Below are 18291 nucleotides of genomic sequence, written 5' to 3'. Positions count from 1 at the left end.
CCGTGTTCGCCGTCGGCATATCCGCGTGACAGCGCGAGCGTCGGGAGGTGTTGACACCTTTATCGACTTTCGTTATCTTATCGACAAGCGATAACAACGAATATCGATAAGGAGAAGGTGATGAGCACGACCATAACCCCACGACGAGCGGTCCAGTTGTCGGAGAAGCTGATCCTCGGCTTCATCGCGGGTGCGGCCGCAGCGATCGCCGTGACGCAGACCGTCCTGCTGGTCGCCCGGATCGTCGAGATCCTCTCCGGCGCCGCAGTGCCGGTGAGTATGCCCCTGATGGACGCTCCGATGCCGACGGACTCCGATGCGGTGACAGAGGCCTCGTACGACTCCGCGACACTGCTGCTGGCGTCCGTCCCGGCATCCGCGCGAGGGATGCTGATCTTCGGCGACGTCCTCGTCACTCTGCTTCCGATCGGCGCGTGCGTCGTCGTCGCCTGGCTGTGCCTGCTGGTGTTCCACGGCCGCCCGTTCGTGCGTTCGGCCGGTTGGGGGATCGGGGCCGTCGCGATCCTCGTCGTCGTCAGCGGCATCGGCGGCGCCGTCGTGCACGGCGTCGCGAACGCGCAGATCGCGGATGCCGTGGAGCTGGCGGGCACCATGCTGCCGACGTTCCTCGCCGCCGTGCCTCTCGCCCCGCTCGGCTGGGCCGCCGCCCTCGCGGTGGTGGCGGGCGCGTTCGAGATCGGTCAGCGCATGCAGCGCGACACAGAAAGGCTGGTGTGATCATGGCGAAGGATGCGCGCACGCAGGCGATCGCGGATCGCAACGACTTCTACACGGCCATCGTCGTCGGAGCACTGATCGTCGGATGGCTGGTGTACTCCGGCATCCGCGACACGGTCTCCCTCTTCGAGAACGCGAGCGCGGTGACCGTCACCTCCCGCATCCCCGTGCAGGAGATCACCGCCGCCATCGGGTCCGGCGCGACGGCGAGCGTGGACACCGCGACGCTGGTCGTGCAGGACGTGAACTCCATCAGCATCGCATCCCTCGTCATCGCGATCGCGACTCATACCCTGGGCCTGGTCGCGACGACTGCGCTGGCCATCCTGATCTGCCGCCGTCTTCTGCGCGGCCTTGTGTTCGACGGGGTGAACGTGCGCCTCACCTTGGCGATGTCAATGGTGCTGTTGGTCACCGCACTCGGAAGCGCCTTCTTCTCGAAGATGGGATTGAACGGCGTGTTCGCGGTGCTCGACAGCGACTTCGATTTCGACCGGGGATATGCACTGCTCCTGGACCAGGTGCCGCTCATCGCCGCGTCCTTCGCCCTCGGCGTGCTCGTGATCGTCTTCCGCCGCGGCGCGCTGCTGCAGCGGGAGACGGAGGGTCTGGTATGACTCCGGCGGCCGTCGACGAGGAGGACACCGGCATCCACTGCCGGCTGGACGAGCTTCTCACCGAGCGCGGCATGACCCTGACGGAGCTCAGCGCACGGGTGGGCGTGAGCATCGTGAACCTGTCGGTGCTGAAGAACGACCGCGCCCGCGCCATCCGCTACTCCACCCTGCGCGCCATCTGCGAAGCACTGGACTGCGAGGTCGGTGAGCTGCTGGTACTCGCAGAGCGGTGATCCGACCCGCGCATGACGTGACCGGCCCGGCACACGGTGCTTCCCCATGAGGCGCACCGCCCCCTCGTGAGGCACACCGCCCCCTCGCGAGGCGCACCGTCCTTCCCCGTGATCAGCACGGGGAACGGTCGTGCGGGCGTTCGCTCCGCTCAGACGGCGGAGCGGATTCTTTTCGGCGGCGGGTCGATCCCACCGAACGCATAGCTCAGCACGGTGCGCGGTCGCATCGCATGCTCGTCCCCTGCGGGATCTTGCAGGGTGAAATCGCCGCGACCTTCTCGCGCGATCCGCCATCCGCCGTGGTGCAGCGCCATGTGGTGGTAGCGGCACAGCAGGATCCCACGGTCGATGTCTGTTCGACCCCGATCCCGTTTCCATTCGTCGATGTGGTGGGCTTCGCAGTAGGAGGCGGGTCTGTCGCATCCGTCCCAGCGGCATCCGCCGTCGCGAATCGCCAGCGCAATGCGCTGCCGCGGTGTGAAGAGCCGCTGCTCCCGGCCGACATCGAGCGGGTTGCCACAGGAATCGACCGTCACGGCCACGAATCCGCTGTCGCAGCCGCGCTGCTCGGCGATCGAAGCCGGGACCGAGATCAGGTGGTCTTCGCTGTGCGCGACGGCGGATCGGACGCCGACGGCGTTCACCGTCTGGACCAGGCGCACTCCGGCCTGGCGCGTGCCGAACACGCTCTCGGCATCGGCGAGGGTCCCTGCCCTGAGCATGTCGAGGATCAGGTCGTACGCGAGCTGATCGTTGGTGCGCGGGTCTTCCGAGAGGGATGCCGCCCGCGCCTTCTCCTCGGGATCGACGAACCGCGGCCCGCCGCGCCGTGGCCGCAGCGCCGCCGCCAGCACGGTTTCGAGGAACAGGTCGCCCTCGTCGTCGAGCACCATGGTCGCCCGCTTCTGCCCGTCCTGTGCACGGTAGGTGCGGAACGACCTCTTCTCGAACCGCTCCATGAACCGGGCTTCCGCGCCTTCGGGGTCGAGCATGTCGCGGATGGTTCGCGCCTGCTGCCAGAGCTCCTCGGCGGTGCGATGCGAGGCGTCGCAGACGAGGTGCTCGGCGGCCCGGGTCCACCTGACGCGCTGCTCCTCATCGGTGGCCCCGCCCCCGGCATCCGCGCGGTCATGAGGCTGTTCGGCAGGTTCGCCGAGTCCGCGCCGGATCGCATCGAACTGCGCTGCGGTGAGGTGGTCGTCTCGCAGCGCGTCGCGGAGGGGCTGGAACCACGGAACGGCGACCGGCAGCGCCTCACGCGCGGGCGCCGGATCGGCGGGCGCTGCGCCGTCATCCACGAGCGCCTCCCCCACGCGCACCTGCCGATCGGCATCCGCCTTGGTCGATCCTGTGACGTTCTGGACGAGTGCTGCGGCCGACCTGTGCCCTCGCGACGCGGAGAGCCCGGAGTGTCCCCGCTCCCGCTTCGAGCGCAGGGCGATGATGCCGGCCGCCATGACCTGGATCTGCTCGACCTCGTGCGCGAGGGACGCCGTCTCCTCCAGGATCCGCACGACGTCGGCATCCGTCATCGCCATCATCGACGCCCGCGCGAGGTCCGCGTCGGCTCCGTCGCGAAGCCGCCCACGCAGGGTGGGGATCAGCGCCGCGACGTCGGTGAAAGCTGCCATGTCTCCATCATGGACGAGGCCTCCGACATTCGAAGATCGTTTCGAGCATCTGTGGATAACTCGCACCGGATGCCGGTCGGAGGATGGCGACCGCTGGCGGGTACACGCGGGAGCGCGACATCTCACCCCGCGGAGTTCCGTGCCAGGTACGCCTCGAAGGCCGGGACGAACTCGGCCTCGGTGACGATGGGGATACCGTGGGCGCGGGCGGTCTTCGCCTTGCCCGACTGGCTCGCGGGGTCTTCGGCGACGAGCACCACACAGTTCTTGGTCACGCTGCCGGTGATGAAGCCCGCGTCGGCGATCGCCCGCGCCCAGGCATCACGCGGACGGCTCAGCGTGCCGGTGAATACGACGCGTGCACCGGGCACGAGGGTGAAATGCGCTCCGGTGCCGGGTGCCGGTGAGGCGGCATCATCGCGGCGGTGCCGCACGACGTCGCCGACGGCGATGGGCTGCGCGGCGGGCTGGTTCGCGGGGAGCGCGGGCATCGGCTGGTCGAGGATGGTCGCGATCTGCGCCAGCTCACGACGTTCGGCGTCGCTGACGATGCCGTCGGCGAGGGCCTCTGCCCGGGCTGCGGCGAGGTAGTCGGCGTGCAGCGCGGTCACCCGGTGCGCGTCGAGATGCGCAACCTCGGCGATGGCCTCGAGTCGCGAGTACTCGACGGTGGAGATGAGCCCGTCCTCCATGACGCGCGTGAGCATGTCGAGGTAGACGGCCGCAGCCGGATCTGAGGCGTCCAGCGGGATGCTCACGCGCTCCCAGAGCGGGAGCCCCGCGGTGTCGACGAACGCCATCGGCGACGATGCGGAGGCCTCGGCCCGCGGCGCGTTCCGCGCGGGCCCCTGCCCGGCCGGCGTCAGCGGGAAGACGGCTCCTTCGGCATCCGCTTCCCACCGCGGGCTGTGCCCCGCCGCGTCGATGAGAGCGGCGAGCACGGCGGCCGTCGCGCGGGCGTCGCCGAGCGCGGCGTGGGCGGCGGCGTTCTCAATGGACAGCACGGCGCACACGTCGCTGAGCTTGGCCGCGCCGAACACCGAGCGGGACCAGAGCATGGTGCACAGCGCCGCATAGGTCGACGGCAGCAGGTACCCGCCGGACTCCAGCTCGGCGCGCAGGAAGCGGACGTCGAACGCCTGGTTGTGCGCGACGAGCGTCCGCCCGCTCAGCATGCTCACGAGATGGGCGGCGATGTCGGAGAACAGCGGCGCATTGACGACGTCGCCCGCACGGATGCCGTGCACGTGCGTGGCCCCCACGTCGCGCTGCGGATTGACGAGCGTCGTCCACTCGTACTCGACCGCGCCGGCATCGTCGAGCAGCACGACGCCGACCTCCAGGATGCGATCGCCGCGCGCGGGCGAGAAGCCCGTGGTCTCCAGGTCGATGACTGCGTAACCCATACTCTCCCCTTCTCAGGCGGCACTTCCCCTCAGAGGCGCCATTCGAATACTGCCAGAGGGGTCGGACACGGCTGCTGCGTGACGAAGGTCAAACCCGCAGTCTTCCCTCCGCCTGAGGTGACATGTATAACCGTGATTACCGCGTAGTCAGCGGAATCGATCCGCATCGATATACGCGCTGATGTCCGCCCAGGCGTCCGTGTCTTCTATGGACCATTCACGGCCATAGAGGTCATGAAACCGAACGATGTTCTCGGCGATCTCGGTGAGGTTCCACGTGAGCGCGAGACTCGCGTCCTTCCACCCAGCGTGCATTCGCGTCACGATCTGTCGCTGTGGTGCGCCGAGCGATGTCCATCTGATGCGAAACGTACGGAACACGTTACGGGCCCGCTGCACCGCCCAGATCAATGTGAAATATGCCTCTATGGAAGCGAGTCGGTTCGCTCGTCCACCATCGATTCCCGAATAGAGAAGAGCACCGATCGCGTTACGTGCCTGCGCGATCTCCCCAGACGTCAGCGACGTATGGAGGTCTGTAAGTGCCTGCCGCCGCTCGCGGAGCCGAAGAGTCACGAAGACCAGAACTGCTGCGCCGCCGGCGACGGCAGTGCACAGGACCTCGATCCAGGTTGCGAGGTCGCCGAATCCTGACAGCTCAACACCCAGGATGACGACGGATGAGTCGCTCATCACTCGTTCCTTTCACCCGGCTCGATCACCTCGAACGCCGGCAGCGCGGCGATCAGCCGCTGAGTCTCGAGGCTCACGGTCACGAGGGAGCGGATGAGGTCGACGACGTAGCGGGGGTTGTGCTGCTCGCGCAGCCAGGCATTGGGATCGTTGACGATGCCGGAGGCCTTGTCGACCTTCACGCGATAGCGGTCGATCACCCATTCGAGGGGGCTGCGGCCGCCGACCTTGTAGAGCGACTCCTCCTCGGGGATGCCGAGGATCTCGAGGTGCGCGTTGTAGCGGATCACCGTGTGGTCCTTGCGGGAGATCCAGGACAGCTTGTCGATGCGGTAGCGCTCGTAGGGGTCGTCCGGCGCGGTGAGCGCGAGGTTCTCGGTGAGCGGGTACTGCTCCACCGACTCGTAGTCGACGTGCAGGTCGGCGAGTTGTCGGCCGATGCGGGCGTACTCGGGGAAGCCGACCACCTGCGGGATGCGCGGGAGCATCTTCTGCAGATCGGCGGCGTACGTCTCACGATAGCTCGGATGATGCAGCAGCGCGTAGACGCCGTAGAAGATGTCGTCCTTCGTGACGGCATCGCCGTGCACCCTGCGGTAGGCGGCGAGGGTCGCGTCGGTGATGTTGTCGACGCGCCGGTACCCGTCGACGACGACATCGGAGTCGGATGCCGCGAGTGCGTCGAGATTGAAAGCACCGTCAGGAGCGGATGCCGGTTCCCAGGTGTAACGGGGGAAGAGCTGGGTAAGACCATTCAAATCCAGACTTGGCACTTCCCACACGAGAAGGGGCGCTGAGCCCTTCGTGCTGACAGCAATTGTCACGTTCGCGTGGGCGGCAGTCGGCCAGAGCTTCGGCAACTGATACGTACGGTTGTTCAGCCTCTGGGTTCGATCAAAATACACGTGTTCGCGCATGAACGGACGGTAGAGGGCCCGCCGATAGCCTGCACTGTCAAGAGTCGTCGGGCGGTTGCGACGCAGATCTGTCACATTAATTCCATCCCACGCCGCAAGAGTGGAATCACGCACAAGCAGTTCATCTGGTCGGCCTTCTATCCCCTCCGCGATCAGTGCGAACACCCGCTCCCGTTCAGCGTTGAGGCTGTCAACATGCGACCGGACGTTCGCACGCAGTGCAATCTGGCTGAAGTTGAAGACCCAGGCGTCACGATTCGTCTTCAAGCCGTTCGAGAAATCTATGAAAATCGCCTCGCCTGCTCGCCCCTTCGTGGCCTTGTCGCCTATGGGCTGCCACGTGCCGTATCTTGCATCTCGCTGGTTGATCCAATCGCCAGCGCCATTCGGTGTGACCGGTTCGAACTCCGTCGTCATGACCGACGTGTCAGACCGAAGCCGGTCCAGTTTCTCCTCACGGCTGAGATAGTCACCGATATCGGCGTAGTGAATACGTGCGCCCCCCTGATGACTCGCATCCTTCACCAGCATGGTGATGGCGACACCCGTCTGCGACCCCTCCCCGAAGACATTCCCTGCCTCGCGCCGGCGGACCTCACCCATGTGACGTGCATTGCCCCGCAGGTTGAACACGATGACATCGCTGAACTCCTGCGCCCAGGTCAACCGGACGCCATCCGCCGTCGCTCCATCAATAAACCCCGAATTCGACACGAACGCGATGACGCCTTGATCGCCCAGGCGGTCCGTCGCCCACCGCAGCGCGCGGTAGTACGAGTCGTAGAGTCCGTTCTTCAGCGTCGCCGTCGACCGCTTGGCATAGGTCTCCGCAATCCGGGCATCCGTGATCGGGTACCTGGCGTTCTGCGCCCCGTCGTTCGCGCTGGCCTGCCCCGCCCGATACGGCGGATTCATCACGATGACATCCACCTTCGTCGCCTTCTGCCGCTCCAGCCGCGCGGTGTTCCCCGGGAACACCCCACCCGCCAACTGGCTGTCGCGCTCATCGATCGCGAAGGTGTCCGTTAGGGAGATCCCCTGGAACCCTCCCTCCGCCGGCTCGATGCCATGCTCCGCGCACAGCTCGCGGTACACGCTCTCGATGTTGACGGCGGCGATGTAGTAGCTCAGCAGCACGATCTCGTTCGCGAACAGCTCCTGCGTGTACTTGCGCGTGAGGTCCTCGGGCTTGACGAGGCCGGTCTGCATGAGCCGGGTGAGGAACGTGCCCGTCCCGACGAACGGCTCGAGGATGTTCACGCCCTCATCACCCAGGTGCTTGCCGAAGTGCTGGTGGTACACGGCATCCGCCGACCGCAGGATGTAGTCGACCACCTCCACCGGGGTGAAGACGATGCCCATGCGGTCGGCGAGCAGCGGGAACGCCTTCGTGAAGAACTTGTCGTAGAGCGTGACGAGCATCTGCTGCTTGGCGTGCACGGTGTCCAGCCCGCGGATGCGCTCGGTGACCTTGGTGTAGAACGCATCCAGCGGCTCGCGCTCGCGCGCGAAGGCCGTGTTCTCGTCGAAGGTCGACAGCACCTGCTCCATCGCCGTCGAGACGGGGTTGTCCTGCGTGAAGGAGCCCTCCGGGAACATCGCCTCGAAGACCGGCTTGGTGATGAGGTGCTGGGCGAGCAGCTCGATCGCCTCGGCCTCGGAGACTTCGGGGTTCACCGTGGCGCGCAGCGCCTTCAGGAAGCCCTCGAACGGCGCGGGGTCTCGCCCCGCGGCGCCGACGTGCGCGGTGATCAAGGCGATGAACCGCTGGGCGATCTGGGCGATGTCGCCGGCCCAATCGTCCCAATACATGCGGTCGCCGACCTTGGCGACGAGCTTGGCGTAGACCGAGTCCTTCCAGGCATCCGCCGTCGAGGTGAGCCCGGGCAATGTCTGAGCGAGAGGCACGGAGCCGGACCCGTCATCCGATCCGAATTCCTCCGGCCCCCTGCGCTCGGAATCGAACGCCGAGCCCTCGCGCTTGGCCGCCGGAGACAGGCTGACCCGCTCGATCACGACCTGCTCAGGCAGCTTCCCCGTGAACGCGCCCTGGTTGATCGCCGCGTCCAGACGCTCGTCGTGCGCGCGCAGGGCCTGCAGCACCTGCCAAACGACCTTGTAGCGCTCGTTGTCGTTCAGCGCCTCTTCCGGCGCGATGCCCGCCGGGATCGCGATCGGCAACACGATGTAGCCGAGCTTCTTGTGCGGTGAGCGGCGCATCACGCGCCCGACGGCCTGCACGACATCGACCTGGCTCTTGCGCGGGCTGAAGAACAGCACCGCATCCAGGCTCGGCACGTCGACGCCTTCGCTCAGGCACCGCGCATTGGTGAGCACACGCGCGACCGGCTTGCCGAACTCATCCGACTCCGGCGTCGCCTTCAGCCAGTCGAGCAGCTCCCCGCGCACCGTCGCGTTCATCGTGCCGTCGACGTGGCGGGCCTGAACACCGAGGTCATCCGTCGGATCGTCGTTGAGCAGGTTGCGCAGGTGACCGTTGGCCAGCACCTCGAAGTCGTTCGCGACGCTCTTCGATGTCTTGATGTCGGCCGCGAAGGCGACGGCACGGCGCATCGGAAGGACATCGCCGCCGAAGCCCTCCGCGATCGTCCCGGCGTTGCGCTTGGCCAGAGCGTTGTAGCAGCCGACCAGCTTGGCGATGTCGGTGATCTTCAGCTCATGCCCGTGATCGGAGAGATCCTGCTGAAGCTCGCCGATCACGTCGTCCTCGCTGACGCCCAGCACGACGACCTTGTAGTCGGTGAGCAGCCCGCTACGCACCGCCTGGTCGAAGCCGATCCGGTACAGCACCGGCCCGAACAGCTCCTCGTCGTCCATCGAGACGAGCTCGGCCGACTTCTGCGAGGCAGCGTTCTTCACCTCAGGCGCGAAGATGCGCGGCGTCGCGGTCATGTAGACGCGGGCGGATGCCGGGATCACGTCGTTGTCGTGCACCTTGACGAAGTGCGACTCGGGTTGATCAGTCAGAGTGACGCCGGTCGTCCTATGCGCCTCATCGCAGATGACGAGGTCGAAGGTGTCGCCGCGCAGGCGCTGCGCCTCGGAGACCGCCTCGATGGACTGGTAGGTCGAGAACACGACCGTGAGCCCTTCGTGCTCCTCCTCGACGTCGCCGAGCAGCTCCGCGAGCCTGCGGCCGTTCGTCGTCGCGGGCGCTCCGAGGTCCTCCATGAGCACGCTCGTGAGATCGTCGTTCCGGCGGCGCCCGATGTTGGCATCCGATCCCACGGCGAAGGCACGGAACCCCAACTCCGGGTCGCGTTCGCGGGACCACTCGTCCAGGGACTGCTGCAGCAGCGCCAGCGACGGCACCATGAACAGCACGGTCGCCGCACCGCCGGCAATCTCGTTCGTCCAGCGCTCGGCGAGTTTGAGCGCCGTGAAGGTCTTCCCCGTGCCGCAGGCCATGATGAGCTTGCCGCGGTCGTGCTCCCCGCCTGGCTTCAGACCCGCCATCACCGCGTTCACGGCCTCGTGCTGGTGCGCCCGCAGCGTCTTCAGGGCGTGCCGGGACGGTGCCACCTCGGGCTTCAGCAGTTCGTACGTCGACCAGTCGATCGAGCTGTGCCGGAGCTCGGCGAGCGAGACGCGGCGCACGGGCTTGGTGCGGTTCTTCAGCGCCTCCTCGGCATTCGTCGACCAGGGTGCGCTCGTCGTGTCGATGACGAGCCCCTCCGTGAAGGGCTCCTTCCCCATCGCCTCGAAGAACGAGTCGAGATCGCCCTTCTGCATCCGATGGCTCTCGGCGAAGAACTTCACCTGCACGGCCAGCAGCCCACCGCCCTGGACCTCGGCCACCAGATCGATGCCGGTGTCGGGTCTGCCCTCGCGCCCCGGCCAGTCCTTCCACAGCCACACCGCACCGAGCTGGTCGGCCCACAGCGGCTCGACGGTCAGGTAGTGGCGGGCGAGCTGCTCCAGATAGCTGCCTGCCATCCGCCTGCTGTCCGCCAGCGCGCGGAACTCCGCGAGCAGCTCGTCCAGCGCGGTCTCGTACAGCTGCTCGCCGGGCATCGACGTCCTCCCAGGTCCTGACCCGGTGGCAGGTACTTGTACCCGGGTTCCTTAACCCTGGCACAACCAACCACTCGGCGGGACGCTGGACGGGTGCCCCGTGTCCCCTCCCCCGCCGCCGCCCACATCGGCGCTCTGGTGGCGGAGGCTCGGAAGCAGCGCGGACTGACTCAGGACGACCTCGCGCATCTCGCACGCATCGACCCCTCCAACGTCCGCAGCTACGAGAAGGGGCGCGCGATGATGGGCATCCCGACCCTCATCCGCCTCGCGGACGCGCTGAAGGTGGAGCCCGGATCACTGCTCAAGGGAGTGGTGCCGGAGCTGTTCGCCCCGCGGGCCGTCGACGAACGCCGCAGGGCGGGATGAGCGCGGGCTGTCGGGAGCCCGAGCCCTACACCCGGGACTGCGGGCGCGTGGCGGCGCGGGTGTCGAGCGCGAGCTCCTCGGCATCCATCGCCATGATCAGCTCGTGCATGACCTCTTCGCTGAGGTTGCCGGCGTCCCGCTCCTCCAGCAGCAGCTGCCTGCGCATCGACAGCCATCCCTTGGACAGCGCCAGCAGCTGCTCGTAACTGGGGCGCGGGCGCAGGTCGATCTGGGTGGTCTCGGCATCCGTCTCCACCTCGACCTGCAGCAGCCGCTTGGCGAACCCGTCGAACGCGGGCAGCGCGTCCTCCCCGTGCTCGCGCGCCCACTGCCTGCGCATGTCGCGCAGGTACGCCTTACCGGCTTTGCGGCTGCGATCTCGGACCGCCGCGAGCTGCCTGGCGTCCTGCTGCGCCTCCCTGCCGTCCACGACGCGGAGCGCCCGGATCAGCCAGGGCAGCGTCAGCCCCTGCAGCAGCAGCGTTCCGACCGTCACGACGAAGGCCGCCACGACCAGCGCGTGCGCGGCCTGGGTGTCCAGCCCCGCCAGGTCGGATGCCGCCAGCGCCGTCGCCAGCGTCACCACGCCCCGCATCCCCGCCCACGAGATCACGGCGTTGTCGCGCCAGGACAGTCTGTTCTCGGACAGCCTCCGCCGCAGCTGCGCGGCCGTCGTGGTGTGCTTGCCGCGCCGGACGGCGCCCGCCGGTCCGCCGGCTTGCTGGTCCAGCTTGCGCAGTCGCATCCGCACCCACCACTGCCCCCACGCGTGCGCGGGGTACACGAACAGCGGCCGCACCAGCAGCACGACCAGCAGCACCACGGCCGACAGTCCGATCACGGGCCCGACCTCGCCCTCGTTGAGGTCGGCGACCACGCGCGGCAGCTGCAGGCCGATGTAGGCGAAGACGAACGACTCCAGCAGGAAGTCCGCACTCAGCCACAGCGGGGCGTCCTGCTGTCTGGTCCGGTAACTCGTGCTCGGGGCGTTGAAGCCGACGAACAGTCCCATCGCGACGACGGCGATCACACCGGAGCCGCCGAGCTGCTCGGCGATCGCATAGGCGCCGAAGGGCGCCAGCAGGCCGACCGTGCCGTTGATGACCGCATCGTCGCTGCGCATGCGCAGCTGATGCAGACCGATCCCGAACACGACGCCGATCAGCACGCCCACGATCACCGCGAGGACGAACTGCCAGATGGTCGCCCCGAGGTGGAAGGCCGCCGCGCCCGCCACGACCGCCGCGAGCACGCGGTACAGCGTCAGCGAGGTGGCGTCGTTGATCAGGCTCTCCCCCGACAGCACCGTCATCACGCGGCGAGGCAGGCCGAGCTTGCGGCCGATCGCGGCGGCCGACACGGCATCCGGCGGGGCGACGATCGCGCCCAGCAGCAGCGCACCCGGCAGCGTCAGCTCCGGCAGCAGCCACCACGCCACGAACCCCACGACAAGCGTCGTCACCACGACCAGGCCGATCCCGAGCCGGCGGATCTGCGGCATCGCCCGGCGGAAGCTCACGAAGGAGACGTCCAGCGCCGCGGAGTACAGCAGCGGCGGCAGCACGATGTTCAGCAGCACATGCCCGTCGATGGCGATGTTGGGCACGAACGGCAGGAACGAGGCCGCCAGTGCGACCACCGTCACCAGCAGCGGTGCGGGCCACCCCCGCCATCGTGCGACCGCCGCCACCGCGACCGCACCGACGATGACGAAGAAGATGCTGGGGTCCATTGGGAAATGCTACTGCCGGCATCCGACGGGAAACGGATGCCGATCCGCAACCGCACGGATGCCGTGGTGCACGCGGGGTGCGGCACGCGGCATCCGTGACCACCCCCACGACGGCCGTGTCCGGGCCCGTGCCCGCGCCGCGCACGCGAGCGGCCGGCGGCGGGTTCGGATCCCGCGCGCCGGCCGCATCCGTCCTCCGGACCCGGTCAGGATTGACCGTGCTGCGCTCTCGAGCGCCGCGACAGCGAGTCGATGATGACCGCCAGCAGCAGCACGGCGCCGGTGACCATGAACCGCACCGACGAGTCCAGGCTCAGCAGCGTCAGACCGTTGTCGATGGACTGGATCACGAAGATCCCCAGCAGCGCCGACCAGGCCGACCCGCGGCCGCCGAACAGGCTCGTCCCGCCGATCACGGCCGCGGCGATCGCCACGAGGTTGGTCGTGCCGCCACCGCTGGAGATGCTCGCCGCGGTGAGGCGGGCCGCCGCCATCAGGCCGCCGACGGATGCCAGCACCGTGCCGACCATGAGGGCCGAGATGTAGATGGTGCGCACGTTGATGCCCGCGCGCCGCGCGGCCTCCTCGTTGCCGCCGACCGCGTAGATCCAGCGCCCCCAACGGGTGCGGGTGAGCAGGAAGGCCATGATGGCCACGAGTGCGATGAAGGTGAGGAACATCACGCCCACGCCGCGGTTGGTGGCCAGGTACGCGATCGCCGCCGCGGCGACCACCGCCACCACGACGGCCTTGATGACGACCAGCGACAGCGAGCCCGTGGACAGGCCCGCACGGCTGCGACGGCTGCGGCGCATGAGGTCGGTGACGACGATGCCGACGACGGCCAGTCCCGCGATCAGGTACGCCAGCCACGGCGGCAGGAACCAGGTCGTCGCGAACTGCACGAGCCACGACGAGTACGGCAGGTTGATGGTGCCGGTCGGCCCGAGGATCCACAGCTGCAGACCCAGGAATCCCAGCAGACCCGCCAGGGTGACCACGAAGGTCGGCACCCCGAACCGGGTGAAGAGGAACCCGTACAGGTAGCCGATGGAGGCGCCGACGGCGAGGGCCAGGAGGATGGCCAGCCAGATCGGCCAGCCCAGGTTCACGAAGGTGACGCCGATGATGGCGGATGCCAGCCCGCTGAGCGACCCGATCGACAGGTCGATCTGCGCGACCAGGAGCACGACGACGACGCCCAGTGCGATGGTGCCCAGCGCCGCGCACTGCATGGTGAGGTTGACGAGGTTGTCGGCGGAGAGGAAGTTCGGGTTCAGCAGCTGGAAGACGATCCAGATGAGGATGAGGCCGAGGAAGATCGGCAGCGACCCGAGGTCGCCGGTGCGGATGCGCGTGCCGAAGCCCGCGATGGCGCCCTTGATCCCCTCACCGCGCACGAGGCGCTCGTCCTGCATGTCCAGCGCGACGGTCGTCGGCTGGGAGTTGTCCTTGACGGGCTGTGCGCTGCTCATCATGCGTCCTTCTCATCCGCGCGGCCGGCGCGCGTGCTGACCGGGTTGTCGGTGGCGCCGGTGATCGCGGCGACGATGTCCTCGTAGCTGACGTCGGCCGTGCGGAACACGCCGTTGTTGCGGCCCAGCCGCAGCACGACCACACGGTCGGCCACGGCCTGCACATCCGCCATGTTGTGGCTGATGAGGATGACGCCGAGCCCGCGCTCGCGCAGCCGCTCGATGAGGTTGAGCACCTCGGCGGTCTGCGCGACGCCCAGCGCCGCGGTCGGCTCGTCGAGGATGACGATGCGCGGCTCGCCGATGAGCGACCGCGCGATGGCGACGGTCTGGCGCTGACCGCCGGAGAGCGAGGCGACGGCGATGCGCACCGAGGGGATCTTCGCCGACAGCTGGCGCAGCAGCTCCCAGGCGTGCTGCTCCATGTACTCCTCGTCGATGGTGCCGCGCCCGGGCTCGCGCCCCAGGAACAGGTTGGAGACCACGTCGAGGTTGTCGCACAGCGCGAGGTCCTGGAACACCGTGGCGATGCCCAGCTCGCGCGAGGAGGTCGGCGAGGTGATCGTGGCGGGTGCGCCGTTGAACGTGATCGTGCCGCTGTCGGCGGGATGGACGCCGGCGAGGATCTTCACGAGCGTCGACTTGCCGGCGCCGTTGTCGCCCACCAGGGCGACGACCTCGCCGGGGTAGACGTCCAGATCGATGTCGGTCAGCGCGCGCACGGCGCCGAATCCCTTGGAGATGTTTCGGATCGACAGCACGGGCTCGCGTGTGGCGGGCTGCTGCTCCTCCAGGTCTGTTGCTGCTGCCACTGTGGCTCCTTCGTCATGGTCGGTGGGCGCCGGCATGATGCCGGCGCCCACCTGGCCGATTACTTCAGGCCGTTGGCCGCGCAGGCCTCGGCGTACTCAGCCGTGCAGATCTGGTCTACCGTGTAGAGCCCGTCCGCCACCACCGTGTCCTTGATGTTGTCCACCGTCACCGCGACGGGCGTCAGCAGGAACGAGGGGACCGCGTCGCCGCTGGCGGTGTCCGCCGTGGTGTCGGCCTCGGGCGATTCGCCCTTGGCCAGGGAGACGGCCAGCTCGGCGGCCTGGTAGGCCTCCGGCTTGAACGCCTTGTAGACGGTCATGTACTGGTCGCCGGAGAGGATGCGCTGGATGCCGGAGAGCGCGGCGTCCTGGCCGGTGACGGGCGGCAGCGGGGTGACGCCGCCGGCCTTCAGCGCGGCGATCGCACCGCCGGCGGTGTCGTCGTTGGCGTCGTACACGCCGGTGATCTCGTCACCGAACTTGGTCACCTGCCCTGCGACCCAGTCCTGAGCCTTCGGCGGCTCCCATCCGGGTGTGTCGAACTCGCTGAGCACGGTCAGGCCGGACGCGTCGATGATGTTGTGCGCGCCCTTCTTGAACTGTGCGGCGTTCGGGTCTGTGGGCGAGCCGTTGACCATGATGATGCCGGAGTCGTCGGGAAGGCCGAGCTCCTTCATCCGGTCGACGAGGGCCTGCGCCTGCAGCTCCCCGACCTTCTCGTTGTCGAAGGAGACGTAGTAGGAGACGTCGGCGCTGTCGACGAGGCGGTCGTAGGAGATGACCGGGATGCTCTTGGCCTTGGCCTGGTTGACGATGGCGGCGGCGGCCTTGCCGTCGAAGGGATCGAGGACGAGGACGTCCACGCCCTGGGTCAGCATCGACTCCGCCTGCTGCTGCTGCTTGGCGGCGTCGCCGTCGGCGTTGGCGTACAGGACCTCGCAGTCCGCGCAGAGGTCTTTGACCTTCTCCTCGAAGTAGGGCTTGTCAGCGCTCGCGTAGCGCTCAGTGACGTTGTCGGGCAGAAGCAGCCCGATCGTGGCCGCGCCGTCCGTGGCGGTGTCAGCCGGCGCATCGCCGGTCTGAGTCCCGTTCGAACACCCCGCGAGCGCACCCATCGTCAGGAGGAGCGCCGTCGAGGCGGCGAGCGCTCTTGTGGTTGTGATCTTCATCGAAAACCTCCATTGCTGTGCCGGCCACTGTGGCGACTCCCTGAGTGTGCCAGCCTTCAAGCCTTGACGTCAAGACTTGAAGGCAACGATTTCGCATCCGCCTCAGAGGACGGCTTCGCGCACGTTCGTCTCATCGATCGCCCGCACGGCGGCGCCCATGACCGCGGCGTCCAGCCCGAGCTGCGCCTGGACGACGTCCGGCACCGCCGCCCCGGTGAGGATGGTGGTGCTCTCCATCGCCATCCGGATCGGTCCCAGCAGCAGCTCCCCCGCGCGGGCGAGATCGCCGCCGACGACGATCCGCTCCGGGTCGAAGAGGTTGCACAGGTTGCCGGCGGCCACGCCGATGTGCCGGCCGGCCTCGGCCAGGGCCCGGATGCAGTCGTCATCGCCCGCCATCGCGTGCACCACGACGTCGACGACCTTGGTGATCCCGCCCTCGTCGCCCAGGCGCTCGAGGATCGCCGGCCCCCCGGCGATGGCCTCCAGGCATCCGCGATTGCCGCAGCGGCACAGCGGGCCGTCCTCGGCGATCACGGTGTGCCCGAGCTCGCCGGCGATGCCGTTGTGACCGCGCAGCACCCGGCCCTCCAGCAGCAGTCCCGCCCCGATGCCCTCGCCGATGTCGAGGACGATGACGTTCTGCCTGCCGCGCGCGGCACCCAGCCTCGCCTCGGCGAGCGCCGCGAGATTCGAGGCGTTGTCGAGGAACACCGGCTGCCGCAGCCGTCGGTGCACGACCTCGACGATGTCGACCCCGGTCCAGCCGCGCAGGATCCCACGACCGGCGACCCGCCCCGACGCGCGGTCGATGGGCGCGGAGACCGCGACGCCCACGCCGCGCAGCTCGTCCATGCCGGATTCCAGGTTGACGAGGATGTCCGACAGCAGCAGAGACGCGCGGTCGAGCTCGTTGTCGGCGCGATGGTCGCGCGCCAGCGGCATGTGGTTCTCGCCGAGCACGGTGCCGTTGACATCGGCCACCAGCACGCGCAGATGCCTGGCGGCGACGTGGATGCCCGCGACGAGACCGACGGCGCGGGCGAACGACACCAGCGTCGCCCGGCGTCCGCTGCGGATGCTGGGGCTCGTGCGCAGGACGCCCGCCGCGGAGAGCTCCTTGACGATGTTGGAGACGGATGCCGCGGACAGCCCCGTCACAGCCACGAGCTCGACCTGGGTCAGGCTGCCCTGCTTCTTGATCGCAGCCACCACTCGACGCCGATTGGCTTCACGCAGTGAAGCCTGAGAGCCGGGAGGACGTCGTTGTGATGCCACGACGACACACTACCGGGGCCCGGCCGACGACGCGATCGCACACGCCTCGCACGACCTCGGGGGACACGGTGGAATGCCTGCGGGCGCTCGCGCGTTGTCGATGATGATGAGCGCCTCAACGATCACCCCGGCCCTGTCCGTCCTCGACCTGGTCCCGGTGCGCACCGGACAGACGACAGCGCAGGCCGTGGCGTCGTCGATGGCCCTCGCGCAGCGCGCCGACGGCCTCGGATTCCGGCGCTACTGGTTCGCGGAGCATCACAATATGCCCGCCGTGGCATCCACCACCCCACCGATGCTCATCGCGGCGGCCGCCGCCCGCACGCAGCGCATCCGCGTCGGATCCGGCGGGGTGATGCTGCCCAATCATGCACCGCTCATCGTCGCCGAGCAGTTCGCGATGCTCGAGGCCATCGCGCCCGGTCGCATCGACCTCGGCATCGGCCGCGCCCCCGGCAGCGATCCCGTGATCACCCAGCTGCTGCGCCAGTCCGGCACGGCCGGTGACGTCGAGCGCTTCCCCTCGCACGTGCAGGACATCGCGCTCATGCTGCAGCCGGAGGGCGCCGCCCTGCAGTTCACGACCGGCCGCGAGTACACGGTGCGCGCCACGCCCTCGGCGACCGGTGCGCCGGAGATCTGGCTGCTCGGCTCCAGCGACTACTCGGCCCAGCTCGCGGCATCCCGCGGTCTGCCGTACGTGTTCGCGAACCACTTCTCCGGGCAGGGGCTCGACCGGGCCCTCGACCTGTACCGATCCACGTTCCAGCCCAGCGCGGTGCTGGCCGAGCCGCGCACGTTCCTCACGGCGAACGCCGTCGTCTCCCCCACGGCGGAGGAGGCCCGCGCCCGCGCTCTGCCGCAGCTGCGGATGATGGCACGGCTGCGACGCAACCAGCCTCTCATCCCGCTGGAGACGGTCGAGGAGGCGCAGCAGGGGCTGGCGGATGCCGCGAATGCCGACGAGCAGAGGCTCATCGACGCCACCGTCGCGAACTGGCTGGTCGGAGACGCCGAGACCGTGCGCTCGGCCCTGGCCGAGTTCGCCGCCCGCCACGGTGTCGACGAGGTCATGATCTCGCCGGTCGCGGGCTCCTTCGCATCCGAATCCCTGGACGGCATCACCGCGCGCAGCCAGACCCTGGACCTCCTGGCGGCCTGACCCCGCCGCGCCCCCTCCCGCCCC

Annotated in this window: 14 protein-coding genes; 5 read left to right on the top strand and 9 right to left on the bottom strand. The window is 68.4% G+C overall.

Translation table 11 applies throughout. From position 1 onward, the window contains the following. Positions 1-120 precede the first annotated feature (120 nt). From ABD770_RS08520 to ABD770_RS08510, 3 genes are read left to right on the top strand one after another with little or no spacing between them, the layout of a single operon-like run. The gene (locus ABD770_RS08520) at positions 121-738 is read left to right on the top strand and encodes a hypothetical protein (protein ID WP_344819117.1); all 618 of its coding nucleotides are present in this window, start codon (positions 121-123) and stop codon (positions 736-738) included. A 2-nt stretch (positions 739-740) separates the two neighbouring features. Next, a complete protein-coding gene (locus ABD770_RS08515) occupies positions 741-1355 on the top strand; it encodes a hypothetical protein (RefSeq protein ID WP_344819116.1) in 615 nt (204 codons plus the stop codon). Further along, complete coding sequence (locus ABD770_RS08510) at positions 1352-1588, top strand: helix-turn-helix domain-containing protein (RefSeq protein WP_344819115.1); 237 nt, start codon at positions 1352-1354, stop codon at positions 1586-1588. The genes ABD770_RS08515 and ABD770_RS08510 overlap by 4 nt, the downstream gene beginning before the upstream one ends. A gap of 149 nt (positions 1589-1737) precedes the next feature. On the opposite strand, the gene ABD770_RS08505 is transcribed toward ABD770_RS08510, so the two are convergent. The 4 genes from ABD770_RS08505 to ABD770_RS08490 all read right to left on the bottom strand — a co-directional run bounded on the left by ABD770_RS08505 (position 1738) and on the right by ABD770_RS08490 (position 10270). After that, positions 1738-3219: an HNH endonuclease signature motif containing protein gene (locus ABD770_RS08505; RefSeq protein WP_344819114.1), complete on the bottom strand. Its 1482-nt coding sequence runs from the start codon at positions 3217-3219 to the stop codon at positions 1738-1740. A gap of 122 nt (positions 3220-3341) precedes the next feature. Then, entirely contained in the window at positions 3342-4625 is a 1284-nt protein-coding gene (locus ABD770_RS08500) for an exonuclease domain-containing protein (RefSeq protein ID WP_344819112.1), read from the bottom strand. A gap of 147 nt (positions 4626-4772) precedes the next feature. Beyond that, positions 4773-5318 (bottom strand): hypothetical protein, encoded by a 546-nt coding sequence (locus tag ABD770_RS08495; protein WP_344819111.1) that lies wholly within the window; start codon positions 5316-5318, stop codon positions 4773-4775. Continuing rightward, a complete protein-coding gene (locus ABD770_RS08490) occupies positions 5318-10270 on the bottom strand; it encodes a type ISP restriction/modification enzyme (RefSeq protein WP_344819110.1) in 4953 nt (1650 codons plus the stop codon). Before ABD770_RS08490 ends, ABD770_RS08495 begins: the two co-directional genes overlap by 1 nt. A gap of 93 nt (positions 10271-10363) precedes the next feature. Between ABD770_RS08490 and ABD770_RS08485 the strand changes: the two genes are divergently transcribed. Then, on the top strand, positions 10364-10639 hold the full coding sequence (locus ABD770_RS08485; protein ID WP_344819109.1) for a helix-turn-helix domain-containing protein: 276 nt from the start codon (positions 10364-10366) through the stop codon (positions 10637-10639). A 25-nt stretch (positions 10640-10664) separates the two neighbouring features. Here ABD770_RS08485 and ABD770_RS08480 read toward each other — a convergent pair whose 3' ends face one another. The 5 genes from ABD770_RS08480 to ABD770_RS08460 all read right to left on the bottom strand — a co-directional run bounded on the left by ABD770_RS08480 (position 10665) and on the right by ABD770_RS08460 (position 17039). After that, positions 10665-12371 carry a cation:proton antiporter gene (locus ABD770_RS08480; protein WP_344819108.1) on the bottom strand — a complete coding sequence of 569 codons (1707 nt, stop codon included), beginning with the start codon at positions 12369-12371 and terminating at the stop codon, positions 10665-10667. A 206-nt stretch (positions 12372-12577) separates the two neighbouring features. Continuing rightward, positions 12578-13849 (bottom strand): sugar ABC transporter permease, encoded by a 1272-nt coding sequence (locus ABD770_RS08475; RefSeq protein ID WP_344819106.1) that lies wholly within the window; start codon positions 13847-13849, stop codon positions 12578-12580. Next, on the bottom strand, positions 13846-14658 hold the full coding sequence (locus ABD770_RS08470) for an ATP-binding cassette domain-containing protein (protein WP_344819105.1): 813 nt from the start codon (positions 14656-14658) through the stop codon (positions 13846-13848). Before ABD770_RS08470 ends, ABD770_RS08475 begins: the two co-directional genes overlap by 4 nt. A 59-nt stretch (positions 14659-14717) precedes the next feature. Then, entirely contained in the window at positions 14718-15827 is a 1110-nt protein-coding gene (locus ABD770_RS08465) for an ABC transporter substrate-binding protein (protein WP_344819104.1), read from the bottom strand. 102 nt (positions 15828-15929) lie between these two features. Beyond that, positions 15930-17039 (bottom strand): ROK family transcriptional regulator, encoded by a 1110-nt coding sequence (locus ABD770_RS08460; protein ID WP_425562746.1) that lies wholly within the window; start codon positions 17037-17039, stop codon positions 15930-15932. Positions 17040-17211: 172 nt separating this feature from the next. Here ABD770_RS08460 and ABD770_RS08455 point away from each other — a divergent pair, with 172 nt between their 5' ends. Beyond that, positions 17212-18267 carry an LLM class flavin-dependent oxidoreductase gene (locus ABD770_RS08455; protein WP_344819102.1) on the top strand — a complete coding sequence of 352 codons (1056 nt, stop codon included), beginning with the start codon at positions 17212-17214 and terminating at the stop codon, positions 18265-18267. Positions 18268-18291 lie beyond the last annotated feature (24 nt).

It is taken from the genome of Microbacterium soli, from assembly GCF_039539005.1.
Classification (GTDB): Bacteria; Actinomycetota; Actinomycetes; order Actinomycetales; family Microbacteriaceae; genus Microbacterium; species Microbacterium soli.
This window is presented reverse-complemented; position numbering and strand designations above follow the sequence as displayed.

What these genes read in the sequence shown, in the direction of transcription:
- ABD770_RS08515 (WP_344819116.1), top strand. Translation starts at nt 741, where the DNA reads ATGGCGAAGGATGCGCGCACGCAGGCGATCGCGGATCGCAACGACTTC.
- ABD770_RS08510 (WP_344819115.1), top strand. Translation starts at nt 1,352, where the DNA reads ATGACTCCGGCGGCCGTCGACGAGGAGGACACCGGCATCCACTGCCGG.
- ABD770_RS08475 (WP_344819106.1), bottom strand. Translation starts at nt 13,849, where the DNA reads ATGATGAGCAGCGCACAGCCCGTCAAGGACAACTCCCAGCCGACGACC.
- ABD770_RS08495 (WP_344819111.1), bottom strand. Translation starts at nt 5,318, where the DNA reads ATGAGCGACTCATCCGTCGTCATCCTGGGTGTTGAGCTGTCAGGATTC.
- ABD770_RS08520 (WP_344819117.1), top strand. Translation starts at nt 121, where the DNA reads ATGAGCACGACCATAACCCCACGACGAGCGGTCCAGTTGTCGGAGAAG.
- ABD770_RS08505 (WP_344819114.1), bottom strand. Translation starts at nt 3,219, where the DNA reads ATGGCAGCTTTCACCGACGTCGCGGCGCTGATCCCCACCCTGCGTGGG.
- ABD770_RS08490 (WP_344819110.1), bottom strand. Translation starts at nt 10,270, where the DNA reads ATGCCCGGCGAGCAGCTGTACGAGACCGCGCTGGACGAGCTGCTCGCG.
- ABD770_RS08455 (WP_344819102.1), top strand. Translation starts at nt 17,212, where the DNA reads ATGAGCGCCTCAACGATCACCCCGGCCCTGTCCGTCCTCGACCTGGTC.
- ABD770_RS08465 (WP_344819104.1), bottom strand. Translation starts at nt 15,827, where the DNA reads ATGAAGATCACAACCACAAGAGCGCTCGCCGCCTCGACGGCGCTCCTC.
- ABD770_RS08500 (WP_344819112.1), bottom strand. Translation starts at nt 4,625, where the DNA reads ATGGGTTACGCAGTCATCGACCTGGAGACCACGGGCTTCTCGCCCGCG.
- ABD770_RS08480 (WP_344819108.1), bottom strand. Translation starts at nt 12,371, where the DNA reads ATGGACCCCAGCATCTTCTTCGTCATCGTCGGTGCGGTCGCGGTGGCG.